Genomic DNA, 13870 nt, shown 5'->3' on the forward strand with positions numbered 1-13870 from the left:
ATTGATGCGATTGAATCTGAAATCAACGCTCTGCCTGCACGTGGCAAACGATTATCTTTTACAAATCCAGCTTGGTTTGTTACCGCAACAAGCGTTCCTGCATTATCGAAAAAGTCAACGAATAAGAATGTTAAGATTACTGAAAGCATTGATAATGAATAAAAGCTTGGATCAGAAAATGCTGTAAATAATTTACCGAATGTTGGCGCAATACTTGGAGGAGCTGATAAAATAGACGCAGGTTTATCTATAAGTCCAAAAATCATACCAACGATAGCCGTGATGACCATACCATAGAAAACGCCGCCTTTAGATCCTCTAACCATTAATATTACTGTTATTAAGATTCCAAAAATAGATAACAACACTTGAGGATCTTTTAAATTCCCCATCCCAATAACTGTTGCTCCATTCGCTACAATAATTCCTGCATTTTTCAATCCGATATACGCGATAAATAAACCGATACCTGCACCTACCGCAAGTTTCAATTCCATCGGGATGGCATTAATCAATTTTTCACGTAAACCAGTTAAAGTTAAAATAAAGAAGAAGACAGATGAAATGAATACAGCTGCTAATGCATGTTGCCATGGACTTCCGTGAGATAGTACAACAGTGTAAGCAAAAAATGCGTTTAACCCAAGGCCAGGCGCTAAAGCCAACGGATATTTTGCAAAAATCCCCATGATGAAACATCCTATTGCAGCAGAAACTGCAGTTGCAACGAATACCGCACCGTATTCCATTCTTAATTCATCTGGTAAATCAGGAATATCTGCCAACGTTAGCGTTAATGGGTTTACAACCAAAATATACGCCATCGCTAGAAAGGTTGTAATACCACCGATAATCTCCTGCTTATAAGATGTTCCTAGTTCATCAAATTGAAAATATTTTTTCATATTTTCCTCCGTCTCTCGTCGCCTATGTCCAGATAGCTTCAGTATGTCCTACCTTTCGAATAACATACGAAAAATAAAAAGTCATGCAACAAGTGCATGACTACAACTTTTATAAACGAATTCATAGAAGCATGAATTCTATCTATAAAGTCGTAGTCAAGCTATTTACGGTAGCTTGGTAGAGACTATCGAGCCATATTCTCGACATTATACGACGTTTTTTTAATTTTTACTCCTGTAATATATCATCTTATTTTTCGCTTTTCAACCCTAATCACGAACATTTTTTTATATTTTTAAAATAAAGTTCGTGAAATTCATTCCGCTTTTCCCAAAAATTATGTTCCCTATTTTCTTTTATAAGTTTTCTTATGACAATAAAAAACTCCCTAATAGGTTGGATTTTTCACTTTTTATCCACCTATTAGGGAGCATTTCAATTTTTGGAGATATATTAGTACTTCGTGATATATCATATCTCCAAATGCTTGTTTATTAAGTTCATCGCTAAAGTTTCGATAATTTCCTGATCGTTATCCACTAGCCATTGCACTTTTGACCGAATGAGTTGATCAAACATTTTCCTCCGTCTTTCACCAATAATTTCCAAAAGAACTAAAGCATTCCAATCACAGGGGAAAAGTGATCTTCCATTCACAGACATCTCCCCTTCATATGAGCAATACAAAAACATCGAAGTACTTTACCATCATGAAATTACAACAGGAACAACTCCGACAACTTATAATCCGTACGCTCCTGTAACGAGACAACAATTTGCAACGTTCATCATGCGTTCGCTGAATGCATCTTCGAAATAAAGACCGCATTTGAAGGATTATTCAATCATTGGATTGGATGATCCTTTTTATTTTTTTGTGATGTAAATAAGAAATATCAATACTATATTTCATACATGGCCAAATCTTTTTCTGCTTTGTACAAGCAATAAAAAACACAAAAAAACTTTCCTTTATCCATGAAGAACTGGATAAAGGAAAGTCGATTGTTGATTCATAAAGCAGGTATTCTGTTTACTCCCACTCGATTGTGCTAGGTGGCTTAGATGTAATGTCAAGAAGTACGCGGTTTACATGTGGCACCTCATTTACGATACGAGTAGAAATTTTTTCTAACACGTCATAAGGAATGCGTGCCCAATCACTAGTCATACCGTCAACGGAAGTTACCGCACGTATACCAACCGCATAATCATATGTGCGTTGGTCTCCCATAACACCTACAGATTTAATGTTAGGCAATACAGTGAAGTATTGCCAAATTTCACGATCAAGGCCAGCTTTTGCAATTTCCTCACGTAAAATTGCATCGGATTCACGAACGATTTCTAGTTTCTCTTCTGTTACTTCTCCTAATACGCGAATAGCAAGACCTGGACCTGGGAATGGTTGACGCCAAACAATTTCATCCGGTAAACCAAGCTGAGTACCTAGTTCTCGAACTTCGTCTTTGAACAATGTTTTTAATGGTTCAATTAATTCAAATTTCATATCTTCTGGTAAGCCACCCACATTATGGTGAGATTTAATTGTTTGAGCAGTTGCTGTACCAGACTCAATGATATCTGTATATAAAGTTCCTTGTGCTAGGAAATCCATATCATTCAATTTGCTTGCTTCATCGGAGAATACATAGATGAACTCATTTCCGATGATTTTGCGTTTTTGTTCAGGGTCTGTTACTCCTTTTAATTTGTTCATGAAGCGTTCACGAGCGTCGATTTTAATGACTTTCATTCCGAATTTACCTTCGAATGTTTCCATTACGCCCTCCGCTTCACCTTTACGAAGAAGGTTGTGGTCGACAAACATACAAGTCAATTGGTCTCCAATTGCTTTATGAATTAATACCGCAACAACAGATGAATCCACACCACCTGAAAGGGCACATAATACTTTTTTGTCGCCTACTTGTTCGCGGATTTTTTTGATTTGTAAATCAATGAAATTTTCCATTGTCCAATCGCCTTTTGCGCCACAAATATCAAATACGAAATGACGTAAAATATCATTTCCATGAACAGAATGACGCACTTCTGGATGGAATTGAACGCCATATAATTTTCGTTCTTCATTTTGCATTGCAGTAATTGGGCAACTTGGACTCGTTGCAATTGTTTCGAAACCTTCAGGTAATTGAGTTACAAGGTCGCCGTGACTCATCCAAACCACTTGCTCTTTTGGAAGGTCGCCGAACAATGGATTGTCTTTTGTAATTTCAATTTCTGCCTTACCATATTCACGAGTATTTGCGCTTTCTACCTTACCGCCAAGAGTATGGGCGATTAATTGCATACCATAACAAATTCCTAAAATCGGTAAACCTAAATTAAAAATCTCTTCATCGACTTTAAAAGCATTATCGTCATATACTGAATTTGGACCACCTGAAAAAATAATCCCTACCGCATTCATTTCTTTAATTTCTTTAGCAGAAAGTGTGTGAGGCAAGAGCTCCGAAAATACACCAAATTCACGAATTCGTCGGGTAATTAATTGATTGTATTGACTTCCAAAGTCGAGAACAACGATTTTTTCTTGTTCTTTTAATTGAGTCGTCACGATTTACACCTCTTCTATATTTACTGCCTTATAATTTTTTAAATTTTACTCTTACTCATATATAAAATCAACTACTAGTGCGATTGATTAAATTTTCCCAACATTCTTTCACTTTTCCGTAGTCAATTTGCTGTTTATTACCATAGATATAATTTTCGTAGGCTTCCGTAATCTGTGACATATGTGTAGAAGAAAATATTTCATCAACTTCTTTCGCAAAAGATTGTAACGTTTGACCTTCTTTCCTCTGCAATCCGTTTAATTCCAACACTTTCAACAGTCTCAAATAAATGATTTCAAAACTTGCTTCATTAATAGTTTGATGTTTCAGCCACCGACTATACAATTTCGGCATCCATCTTTTGCGGAAAATAAATAATAGTATACTCGCCATAACTATTCCAATAAAGGCAATGTTTAATATAGGTCCGATATGGTTAAGCCAATTCTTAAAACTTGTAAACTCAACATTACGTTGTTTCATTTCCTCATTTTGTTCATCTTTTAGTTTGTCAGGTTCCGTATCTTCATCTACTGTTAACATATCATCCTGATAAGCATCCGTTTCAAAATCGTAATGAATGTTACGATTTGTAGTAAAACCAATTGTTGGTTCAAATGGAACCCATCCAACCTTTGGAATATATGCTTCTACCCAAGAATGAGCATCGTTGTTTGTAATTTCATATGTTTTTAAATCACCGTCACTTGCAATCACTTCGCCTCCAGCAAACCCTTTAACCCAACGAGCTGGAATCCCCACCGCTCTCAGCATGACAACCATCGCTGTTGAGAAGTTGTCGCAATAACCGATTTTTGATTCAAACAAAAATTGATCAACGTAATCTTGGCCCTCATCAGGAACAGGCACCCCTTCCGTTTCATAGCGGAAGCCATTTAAACGAAAATAGCTTTCGATTGCGCGAGCTTTATCATAATCACTTTCTTCCCCCTCAACAATTTCCTTTGCCAAATCAATGACTCTTTGAGGTAGGGATTCTGGCAACTGTAAATATTTTTCCTGAATGCTAGAATCAATGGGTTGTTGAATTGTTGAAGTCAAATCGCTATATAAATACTCCGGAGTGCTATACTCAACGTGATACAAAAACTCCCCAGCATAATCTGTAGATATTTTCTCCGTTTCAAGATTCATAATCAGACGAATTGGGTTTTCCACGTCTGTTCTTGCATCGATGGAAATAAGTCCATACGGTTGAATAATAAAATCGTATGGGTATCTTAGTTCTATATGGGCAAATTGCCTTTTTTCATCAGGTCCCACTGGCAATGAGTGAAAATGATGAATCGGCTCCCCAAGTGGAATGGATGCCAATTCATCTGAATGCGACGTCTCCCAACCTTTTGACGTGTATACATCTTTTGTTTCAACCCGCCAATATTGCTTTGTCGTAGCATGAGCAATAAAAACAACTGTATCATCCCCAACGAACGATCCTCCTAGTTGGGAGTCATCTTCATCATAACCGATTTTTTTCACAGGGCCGCCCAACCCATTTCCTTGTCCTGCCATAGTTTTGATATACGGAACAGGATCTGGCCATTGTGGGGATGCTTTCGGCAATAACGCCCCTACCAATACAACCATTCCTATCATCAGCAGAACAGGTAATGCAAGTTTTAAATAGTTATACCAATTGAACGATATACCTGATTGCAACATGAGCCTTTTCACAAACAAAAATACCATCATTAATAATCCAAGCAGCACGACTTTAACAATGGCCGTCGTCCCATCGTAATCAGTAAATGTATCTAAAATACCAATGAATACTACCGTTAACACAAGGAAGTAAAAAATATTCATTCTTACCGTTAACCAATGATGTACTAAATAAACAAGCATCCAAATGAGAATAAAAAATAAAATAGATTGGAAAGAGTTCGTTATATGAAAAAATTCTCCTTGAAACATCAAAGCAAAATTGTACAATAATTCATTCAACAGAAACTGAATGCCTTCATTTGAAAAAATCGATAAATCACTATACACATAAACGATAAACCATGAAATATAAGATATTTTCACAATCCATGAAATAAAAATTGGTAAACGGAACAAACTAATAGCGAGGCACAGAGCAATAAATAACAAGATTAAATCCACATACCCTATTCCTGTAACGCTCATGATAGGCGTCAACCATTCCCGTAATATAAAAAAAATAAGAACGTAATATAGTGCAAGTTCTATTGTTTTATAAGCTCCATTTTTCACGGTTTTATCACCTCCGTGAAGACATCACTAAACCTCTCTTTTGTAATTGGTATAATAGTTACGTTGAAAAACTCTTCCCTCGCTTGTCCTATTTCTTGTTGGGATGACAAGACAAAACAAATAATTCCTTTTGTCTTTTTCGAGTGATTCATAAAGAAATTTCTTAACGACTCTGTTAATTCACCTGTAAAAAGCAGCATGAAAGAATCGAGTGTCTTGCCCTCTCTTGTTAATATCCATTCTATATTTTTTGAATCACTCGCTTCCACCAACGATAGTTGTTTCATAATATTCCCGAATTGACTTTGTTTCAGTTGTGGATAAAAAACTTGTTCATCTCCTGCAATGAAAAATGATACTTCTCCATGATTTTTTACAATGGTTTGCAAGACTGATGCTGCTAATTCCACCACTTCTTCAAAATGTCTTTTCACAGTAGCATCTAACACAAGCATTACTTCATGGCTTTGCCGCACTTCAAAATCTTTCGTCCTTAACGTTTCATCCTTCGCAAATGACTTCCAATGAATCCAAGAAAACCGGTCGCCAGCTTGATAATTTCTAACGCTTGAAACCAAAGTAGTATCTTTCAAGAAAGCAAAAGGAGCTAACACTCCACCTTGATCAATATGCCGTTGGAATTGGCGATATTTCATTTCCGTTATTTTTGGATATACTATTACCTTTTGTTTTACATCTACAAATTTATGTCGTACCGTCCAACCAAAAAAATCGGTAAAAGTAAATTGTAATGTTGAAAATTCAATAACTCCTCGCTCTAATTCAGGTATCTCATACGTCCAATGAAAGCTTCTTTTAAATCCCGCAAAAAAAATGTTTGAACACCCTTTAGACTTTGCAACAATATCATCTTTCAGTCCAATCTCCCTTACTGTTACAAATGCTAATGGAAACCATGTTTTATTTTTAAAATGAATTGTGACGGACGCTCCATCGCCTCTCACTAGTTTGGTAGGGTGGATTTCCCTCTTAACTTCCTCTATGCGTACAGGAATAAAGTTGAGAACTAAGGAATAAAGCAAAAATGGAATTAATGTGTAAAATAAAAACCAACTGACAAACCCACCTTGAAACATGGCATAACTGAAGGTAATTAGAATTAATAAGATATTGACGATAAAGCGACCGATCTTGCTGAATATTCTGTTCCAATAACTCATTTTTCTACAAACCTTCTAATAGGGATGACAGACTTTGTAATGATATTGTTTAGAATTTCATCCACCGTCAATCCTTCATAGCGTGCCTCCGGTTTTAAAATAATGCGGTGGCTGAAAACAAAGGGAGCTAAGTATTGTACATCATCAGGCTTTACAAAATCCCGATTGTGTATTTTCGCATATGCTTGACATGCTCGCATTAATGCAAGAGTTCCCCTTGGACTAACTCCTAAATATACATTTGGTTCTTCCCTAGTGGCTCTAGCCAACTGAACAATATAGCCTTTTACCGAATCATCTACATAGACGTTTTTCACTTCGTCTTGTATCGCTAACAATTCATCTATTGTAATCACTGGTTCTAAATTTTGAATCGGTGCTGATTTTTCAGCTCTTCTTAAAATTTCTATTTCTTCTAGTGCTGTTGGATAGCCCATATGAATTTTCATTAAAAAACGATCTAACTGTGCTTCTGGTAAAGGAAATGTGCCTTCGTATTCTATCGGGTTTTGTGTAGCCATGACAAAAAACGGTTTCGGTAACTCAAACATTTCTCCATCGATGCTCACTGATGATTCTTCCATGCTTTCAAGTAAAGCCGATTGCGTTTTAGGAGAAGTTCTATTAATTTCATCTGCTAAAATAATATTTCCAACAATCGGACCTGGTCTAAATTCAAATTGCAATGATTTTGGATTATAGATTGAAACGCCAATGACATCAGAAGGTAACAAATCAGGAGTAAATTGAATTCTTTTGAAATCTGCGCTCACGGATTTCGCAAGAGCACGCACCATCATTGTCTTTCCTACTCCTGGCACATCTTCAAGCAGTACATGTCCACTAGCAAGCAATGCGACAATGCTCAATTCTGCGACTTCTCGTTTTCCAATCATTACTTTCTCAATATTTTTGATTATCATTTCAATTTTTGGATGCATACATAAATCCTCCTGATCTTTGTGTAAAAGTCAGAATTTACACAAAATAACATAAATAAAGCATAAACGAACCTTCAGTTAAAAGACAACTAATTACAATTTAAAAAAGTTAAGATTATACATTAGTATAGTTTCCACCTTTTACCGAAAAATTAAACAAAAAAAATGAACCGTCTGAAATGATTTTGAGACGGCCCATTTGCGATAAGGATAGCAAATACAGAAGGAGCAAAGATTTATAAAAGACGCGAGGTGATGGAATGTTTATACTTTATGGATAAATCCATATCTTTGTTACTGGCTGTAAAACATTGCTCTTCCATTTATTTTATATCTTGTTTTCAAATAGAAGTGCGGTAAGCGCGGATGAGAACTTTCTTATTTCTTGCCCTCTTGATTTTCTCTTTATGTTGTAATAATCTTTTTCGCATTTTTTCCATCGATTCACCATCAAATTGTTGCCCTACAATAAACATTCTTTTTGCGTTGCGATTTAAAACCGTATTGGATAAGCGTGATTGAACAGCACTACTTTTACTTCGATTTTTCCGCTGTTCTCGAGGATTCTTCGAAAACGGATGATTTCCTCTTCCTTCATCCATCACTCGAAATACTTGTTCATTGTTTGTGTGTAAATATTGCTTCGAATAAGTGCTACTCGCAACAGGTTGAATACGAGAAGTTCTCAATGCGCTCACCTCCATTCCCTGTTTATTTACCAACTTTTTTATTATATTATCGGAATAAATTGATTAAAATGAAATTTTACAATATGAAATTTGTACTAAATTTATATTTTTATTTTTTCGTTCCAATACATTTAATGCATATAAAAAAGAATTCGCTACAAATAATGTATGCGAATTCTCTTCATAAAATGATGTTCATTTACTTCCAAAAATCATCAAAGATTGTGATAGGTAAATGACGTTTATGTTTTGATCGTAAGTAGTGGCCTTCAATTATTTTTTTTGTATCCTCCGGAACAGCTTTTCCTTCTAAATAATCATCAATCATTTCATAAGTAACCCCAAGAGCTTCTTCATCTGGTAATAGCGGTCTTTCATCTTCTAAGTCGGCTGTAGGTGTTTTCATATATAAATGTTCAGGACACCCTAAATATTTAAGCAACTGTTTTCCTTGGCGCTTATTTAATCGGAAAATCGGAACTAGATCGACTCCACCATCGCCATATTTTGTGTAAAAACCTGTTATTGCTTCAGCGGCATGATCCGTACCAACAACAACCGAGTTTGTCATCATCGCAATGGAATATTGCACTTTCATTCGTTCACGTGCTTTTTCATTTCCTTTAGCAAAATCGCTCAAAATAATTCCCGCTTCTTTCAATGCTTCAATACTAGCGTCTACCGCCTTTTTAATATTAACTGTAATAACTTTAGTAGGTTGGATAAACTTTAACGCATCTTGAGCATCTTGTTCATCCTTTTGTTCACCGTAGGGAAGGCGAACCGCGTAACAAGAATATATCTGCTCGCCAATTTCAGCATTTAACTCATCCACTGCCATTTGAGTCAGTTTTCCAACTAGTGTTGAATCTTGCCCACCGCTAATTGCGATGACAAATCCTTTAACAAACGGATGTTTCTTTGCATATTCCTTCAAAAAATCAATGGATTTTCGAACTTCTTCTGCTGGATCAATTTTCGGAAGTACACGCAACTCTTCAATAATTTGTTTTTGTAAACTTTCCAAGAGCATCCCCCTAAATTATTCGATATTTTCAATCGCATCGCGAATTTCTTGAATCTTTTGCATTTTGTTATCCCAACATTTTTGGCTAAGGTCAACAGGATATTCTTCAGGATTCAGAGAGCGTTTATATTCATCCCATAATAATTCTAGACTTTCCTTTGCATATTGTTGCATTTCCATCACTGAAGGACTTTCATATACGATGGCACCTTCATCGATGATTTGTTTATGTAATTCTCTCGCTTCGAAGTTTGTAACAAATTTTGAAATAAACGTATGCACAGGGTGGAACATTTTTAGACGCTTCTCTTCTTGCGGGTTTTCATCCGCCATTGTAATATAGTCCCCTTCTGCTTTTCCGTTTTCTTTATTCACAATGCGAAACACTCTTTTTAATCCTGGTGTCGTTACTTTTTCAGCATTTGAAGTAATTTTTAATGTATCTTCCATCTCACCTAGCTCATTCTCAATCGCGACCATTTTATATACAGCACCTAATGCCGGCTGATCGTAGGCAGTTATGAGTTTCGTTCCAATTCCCCAAGAATCCACTTTAGCCCCTTGAGCTTTTAAGTTTAGGATGGTGTATTCATCTAAATTATTGGATGCAATAATTTTCGTATTAGTAAAGCCAGCTTCATCTAGCATACGTCTCGCTTCTTTTGATAAAAAGGCAATGTCACCGCTATCAAGACGAATTCCTACGAAATTGATTTGCCCTTCTAATTCTTTAGCTACACGTATTGCATTTGGTACGCCTGATTTTAACGTGTTGTAAGTGTCTACTAAAAATACACAATCTTTATGACGTCTTGCATAGGCTTTAAAAGCATCGTATTCATTTTTATAAGCTTGGACAAACGCATGAGCATGGGTACCAGATACAGGTATATTAAATATTTTCCCTGCACGAACATTGGAAGTTGATTCAAAACCGCCAATGACTGCAGCCCGTGCTCCCCAAATAGCTGCATCCATCTCTTGTGCACGGCGAGCACCAAATTCTGCAGCAGCTTCTTCCTTTACAATTTGCTTTATACGGCTCGCTTTTGTTGCAATTAATGTTTGAAAATTAATAATGTTTAGTAGGGCTGTTTCTATTAGTTGGGCTTCTGCTAGGGGAGCTTCGATGCGAACAATCGGTTCATTAGCAAAAACAACTTCCCCTTCAACTACTGAATACATGGAACCTGTAAAACGTAAAGAACTTAAATAATTGAGAAATTCCTCATCATATCCTAACTCTCGTAAATAGGCCAAATCTGTTTCAGTGAAACGGAAATTCTTTAAGTATTCAATAATCCGTTCAAGCCCTGCAAAGATGGCATATCCATTCCCAAAAGGAAGTTTTCTGAAAAAAATTTCAAATACAGCTTTTCTATCATGAATACCGTCTGCCCAATAACATTCCACCATATTGATTTGATATAAATCTGTGTGCAAAGTTAATGAATCATCCTTATATATTTCTTTCATTAGGAACTCCTTCTTCCATTATTCATTAGTCCTAGTATACACTATTCCATTATTCTAATCGAAATTTTAAATAAATTATATTTAATTATTATAAACATCCTTTTTGTAATAACACATATAATTTGTAATTATTTTTCTTTTGTTCTATATAAAAGTTATGATGACCTTAGCATCTTCACATATCACTTATTGACCATTATCAACATTTTGAATAGGAGATTGTTATGACGCAACCTTTGGAAGTTACCATTCATTTTGAACACGTTCATTACGAAAAAAATAGTTCTTTCATATTAAAAGATGTTACCGGCGATTTTTACAAGGGAAAAATTACAACGATCGTAGGTCCATCTGGAGCAGGAAAAACTACCGTTCTGAAAATGTGCAATGGATTAATTTCACCAACATCAGGGGATATTATAATTGATGGCAAGAATATTAATGAGTTCAGCCCGACTTCCTTGCGTCAATATGTTGGAATTGCCCTTCAAAATGCTCCTTTAATTAGAGGAACAGTATATGATAATTTAGCTTTACCAATGACTTTACAAAACAAATTGTTATCGGAAAAGAAAGCGATCTCAACCTTAGAAGACGTTTCATTAGATATGAATATTTTATACAGAGATGTCCATAATTTATCTGGTGGACAAAAACAAAAAGTTTCGATTGCTAGAACATTAATGAACCAACCAAAAATACTCTTATTAGATGAAATCACATCCGCTCTCGACCCAACATCAACAAATGAAATTGAACAACTAATATTAAGCATTAATAGGAAATATAACGTGACAATCATTTGGATCACACATAACTTGGGGCAGGCAAAAAGAGTTGGTGACTATACTTGGGTGATGATGGGTGGGGAGCTCGTTGAAAGTGGAGAAAGCAGCTTGCTTGATCATAGTACAAACAAACGAATTCAACAATTCGTAGAGGGGAAGGCGTAAAACATGACATATACTTCCCTCGCATTGACTCTTGCGTTTGTACTCATCCCACTCATCCTTTCCAAAACATTAAAATTAGGTTTGGAAAAGGACACAATCATCGCAACCGTTCGATCTGTTATCCAACTATTTTTTGTCGGTTATGTATTAAAATTTGTCTTTGATTCCGAGAGTTTTTTTTATATTATTTTAATGGTGCTATTGATGATCACGGTAGCTACACTAAACGCCCGTAAAAAAGGAAAAAATATCAAAGGAATTACATGGAAAATTGCTTTTACGTTGATTGTTATTGAAATAGTGACTCAAGGAATTTTGATTGGTTTTCAAATTATTCCGCCTACCGCCCAATACATTATTCCAATCAGCGGGATGTTGCTAGGAAATTCCATGGTGTTGTCCATTTTATTTTTAAACCGGTTTACAGCAGAAATTGAGGCAAATGTAGAAATCATAGAACTGATATTATCTCTTGGTGGCACTCCTAAGCAAGCCATTCACAATCAATTGATAAATGCTATTAAAACAAGCGTAATCCCTACCATTGAAAGTCAAAAAACGATTGGCTTAGTACAACTACCCGGAATGATGAGCGGTCAGATTATCGGTGGTGCCGATCCAGTGCAAGCAGTGCAATTCCAACTATTAATTTTATTTGGCTTACTTACAACAGCGACTTTGTCCAGCATTTTAATTGGTTTCTTAAGTTATCCAACGTTATTTAATGAACGAATGCAATTTATCACACATAACTTGTCACAAAAAAATAATGATTAACAAGTATTAACTGAAAGTATTATAATTCTTGTGTGATATAATGAACTTAAACTACAACTTATATGAAAAGAGGAGATCATCTATGCCAGTTTTACGAGATTTTTTCATCGCATTATCAGAAAATCAACTTTTAAATAAAGCCGCACAAAAATACGGTTTAAAACTCGGTGCACAAAGCGTTGTTGCTGGTACAAATATCCCTGAAGTTATTGAAAGTATTAAAGAGCTAAATGCTCACGGCATTTCTTGTACTGTGGATGTACTTGGTGAGTTTGTTAACGAACGTTCAGAAGCGATTAAAGCAAAAGAATATATTATCGAAACAATTGAAGCTATTCATGAACATGGTGTTGATGCACATATCTCAATTAAACCTTCTCAACTTGGTTTAAAAATTGATTTCGATTTCTGTTATGATAATATCATGGAAATTGTTGGAACTGCACACAAATATAATATGCACGTGAATTTTGACCAGGAAACTCACGATTTACTTCAACCAACATTCGACTTAATGGAAAAAGTATCAGAAACTTATGATAACGTTGGTACTGTTATTCAAGCATATTTCTTTAAATCAAATGAATACGCGGAAAAATATAAAAATTACCGCCTTCGTATTGTAAAAGGTGCTTATAAAGAATCTCCAACTGTTGCTTATCAAGATAAAAAAGATATTGATTTAAACTTTATTGAAATCATTGAATACAGCTTGTTGAATTGCAAATTTACATCAATTGCAACTCATGACCATAACGTAATTAATCATGTTAAACAATTTGTGAAAGACCATAATATTCCAAAAGATAGATTCGAATTCCAGATGCTTTATGGATTCCGTAAAGATATGCAGTTAGAATTGGCTAAAGAAGGCTATAATTTCTGTACTTATGTTCCATTTGGTTCAGACTGGTACGGATACTTCATGCGCAGACTTGCGGAACGTCCACAAAACATCAACCTTGTAACAAGACAAGTATTCAATAAAAAGACAAACACAATTATTGGTTTAATGGCTGCTGCCTTTGCATTAGGCCGCGTTACAAAGAAAAATAAATAATTAAATATAATGAAGGACATAACAAGCAAAACGTTGTTAT

The 13870-nt window shown here is 35.5% G+C and carries 13 protein-coding genes and 1 riboswitch (1 of these 14 cut by a window edge); of the genes, 4 read left to right on the forward strand and 9 right to left on the reverse strand.

Annotated features, from left to right (window positions below; genetic code table 11):
- Both UtA1_RS00955 and UtA1_RS00960 read right to left on the reverse strand, forming a co-directional pair.
- A protein-coding gene (locus tag UtA1_RS00955; protein ID WP_016838963.1) for an NCS2 family permease crosses the window boundary here: on the reverse strand, positions 1 to 905 show its 5' portion. 427 nt of this gene lie to the left of the window's left edge; 905 of the gene's 1332 nt are visible here — the first part of the coding sequence; its start codon is at positions 903 to 905; the stop codon falls past the left edge of the window.
- A gap of 133 nt (positions 906 to 1038) precedes the next feature.
- Positions 1039 to 1140, reverse strand: a riboswitch (purine riboswitch).
- A 237-nt stretch (positions 1141 to 1377) separates the two neighbouring features.
- The gene (locus tag UtA1_RS00960; RefSeq protein ID WP_096549756.1) at positions 1378 to 1563 is read right to left on the reverse strand and encodes a hypothetical protein; all 186 of its coding nucleotides are present in this window, start codon (positions 1561 to 1563) and stop codon (positions 1378 to 1380) included.
- 34 nt (positions 1564 to 1597) lie between these two features.
- Here UtA1_RS00960 and UtA1_RS17975 point away from each other — a divergent pair, with 34 nt between their 5' ends.
- Positions 1598 to 1726, forward strand: coding sequence for an S-layer homology domain-containing protein (locus UtA1_RS17975; RefSeq protein WP_408647334.1), 129 nt, complete (start codon positions 1598 to 1600; stop codon positions 1724 to 1726).
- A gap of 213 nt (positions 1727 to 1939) precedes the next feature.
- On the opposite strand, the gene guaA is transcribed toward UtA1_RS17975, so the two are convergent.
- The 7 genes from guaA to UtA1_RS01000 form a co-directional block, all read right to left on the reverse strand.
- Complete coding sequence (gene guaA, locus UtA1_RS00970; protein ID WP_172597797.1) at positions 1940 to 3487, reverse strand: glutamine-hydrolyzing GMP synthase; 1548 nt, start codon at positions 3485 to 3487, stop codon at positions 1940 to 1942.
- Positions 3488 to 3554: 67 nt separating this feature from the next.
- Positions 3555 to 5726, reverse strand: coding sequence for a transglutaminase TgpA family protein (locus tag UtA1_RS00975; protein ID WP_096549758.1), 2172 nt, complete (start codon positions 5724 to 5726; stop codon positions 3555 to 3557).
- Positions 5723 to 6907: a DUF58 domain-containing protein gene (locus tag UtA1_RS00980; RefSeq protein ID WP_016838959.1), complete on the reverse strand. Its 1185-nt coding sequence runs from the start codon at positions 6905 to 6907 to the stop codon at positions 5723 to 5725. Before UtA1_RS00980 ends, UtA1_RS00975 begins: the two co-directional genes overlap by 4 nt.
- Positions 6904 to 7848, reverse strand: coding sequence for an AAA family ATPase (locus UtA1_RS00985; RefSeq protein WP_016838958.1), 945 nt, complete (start codon positions 7846 to 7848; stop codon positions 6904 to 6906). Before UtA1_RS00985 ends, UtA1_RS00980 begins: the two co-directional genes overlap by 4 nt.
- A 341-nt stretch (positions 7849 to 8189) precedes the next feature.
- The gene (locus UtA1_RS00990) at positions 8190 to 8537 is read right to left on the reverse strand and encodes a hypothetical protein (RefSeq protein ID WP_096549759.1); all 348 of its coding nucleotides are present in this window, start codon (positions 8535 to 8537) and stop codon (positions 8190 to 8192) included.
- Positions 8538 to 8736: 199 nt separating this feature from the next.
- Positions 8737 to 9570: an ammonia-dependent NAD(+) synthetase gene (gene nadE / locus UtA1_RS00995; protein ID WP_126434379.1), complete on the reverse strand. Its 834-nt coding sequence runs from the start codon at positions 9568 to 9570 to the stop codon at positions 8737 to 8739.
- Positions 9571 to 9579: 9 nt separating this feature from the next.
- Positions 9580 to 11040, reverse strand: coding sequence for a nicotinate phosphoribosyltransferase (locus UtA1_RS01000; protein ID WP_096549761.1), 1461 nt, complete (start codon positions 11038 to 11040; stop codon positions 9580 to 9582).
- A 224-nt stretch (positions 11041 to 11264) separates the two neighbouring features.
- Here UtA1_RS01000 and UtA1_RS01005 point away from each other — a divergent pair, with 224 nt between their 5' ends.
- From UtA1_RS01005 to UtA1_RS01015, 3 genes are all read left to right on the forward strand, one after another.
- A complete protein-coding gene (locus tag UtA1_RS01005) occupies positions 11265 to 11993 on the forward strand; it encodes an ABC transporter ATP-binding protein (RefSeq protein ID WP_016838953.1) in 729 nt (242 codons plus the stop codon).
- Positions 11994 to 11996: 3 nt separating this feature from the next.
- Positions 11997 to 12770 carry an ABC transporter permease gene (locus UtA1_RS01010; RefSeq protein WP_016838952.1) on the forward strand — a complete coding sequence of 258 codons (774 nt, stop codon included), beginning with the start codon at positions 11997 to 11999 and terminating at the stop codon, positions 12768 to 12770.
- An 82-nt stretch (positions 12771 to 12852) separates the two neighbouring features.
- Positions 12853 to 13830, forward strand: coding sequence for a proline dehydrogenase family protein (locus tag UtA1_RS01015; RefSeq protein WP_016838951.1), 978 nt, complete (start codon positions 12853 to 12855; stop codon positions 13828 to 13830).
- Positions 13831 to 13870: the final 40 nt, after the last annotated feature.

The sequence above is a fragment of the Ureibacillus thermosphaericus genome, assembly GCF_002370195.2.
Taxonomy (GTDB): domain Bacteria; phylum Bacillota; class Bacilli; order Bacillales_A; family Planococcaceae; genus Ureibacillus; species Ureibacillus thermosphaericus.

Coding starts and splice junctions, on each gene's coding strand:
- UtA1_RS00980 (WP_016838959.1), bottom strand. CDS start 6,907: ATGAGTTATTGGAACAGAATATTCAGCAAGATCGGTCGCTTTATCGTC.
- UtA1_RS00985 (WP_016838958.1), bottom strand. CDS start 7,848: ATGCATCCAAAAATTGAAATGATAATCAAAAATATTGAGAAAGTAATG.
- nadE (WP_126434379.1), bottom strand. CDS start 9,570: ATGCTCTTGGAAAGTTTACAAAAACAAATTATTGAAGAGTTGCGTGTA.
- UtA1_RS01000 (WP_096549761.1), bottom strand. CDS start 11,040: ATGAAAGAAATATATAAGGATGATTCATTAACTTTGCACACAGATTTA.
- UtA1_RS01005 (WP_016838953.1), top strand. CDS start 11,265: ATGACGCAACCTTTGGAAGTTACCATTCATTTTGAACACGTTCATTAC.
- UtA1_RS01010 (WP_016838952.1), top strand. CDS start 11,997: ATGACATATACTTCCCTCGCATTGACTCTTGCGTTTGTACTCATCCCA.
- UtA1_RS01015 (WP_016838951.1), top strand. CDS start 12,853: ATGCCAGTTTTACGAGATTTTTTCATCGCATTATCAGAAAATCAACTT.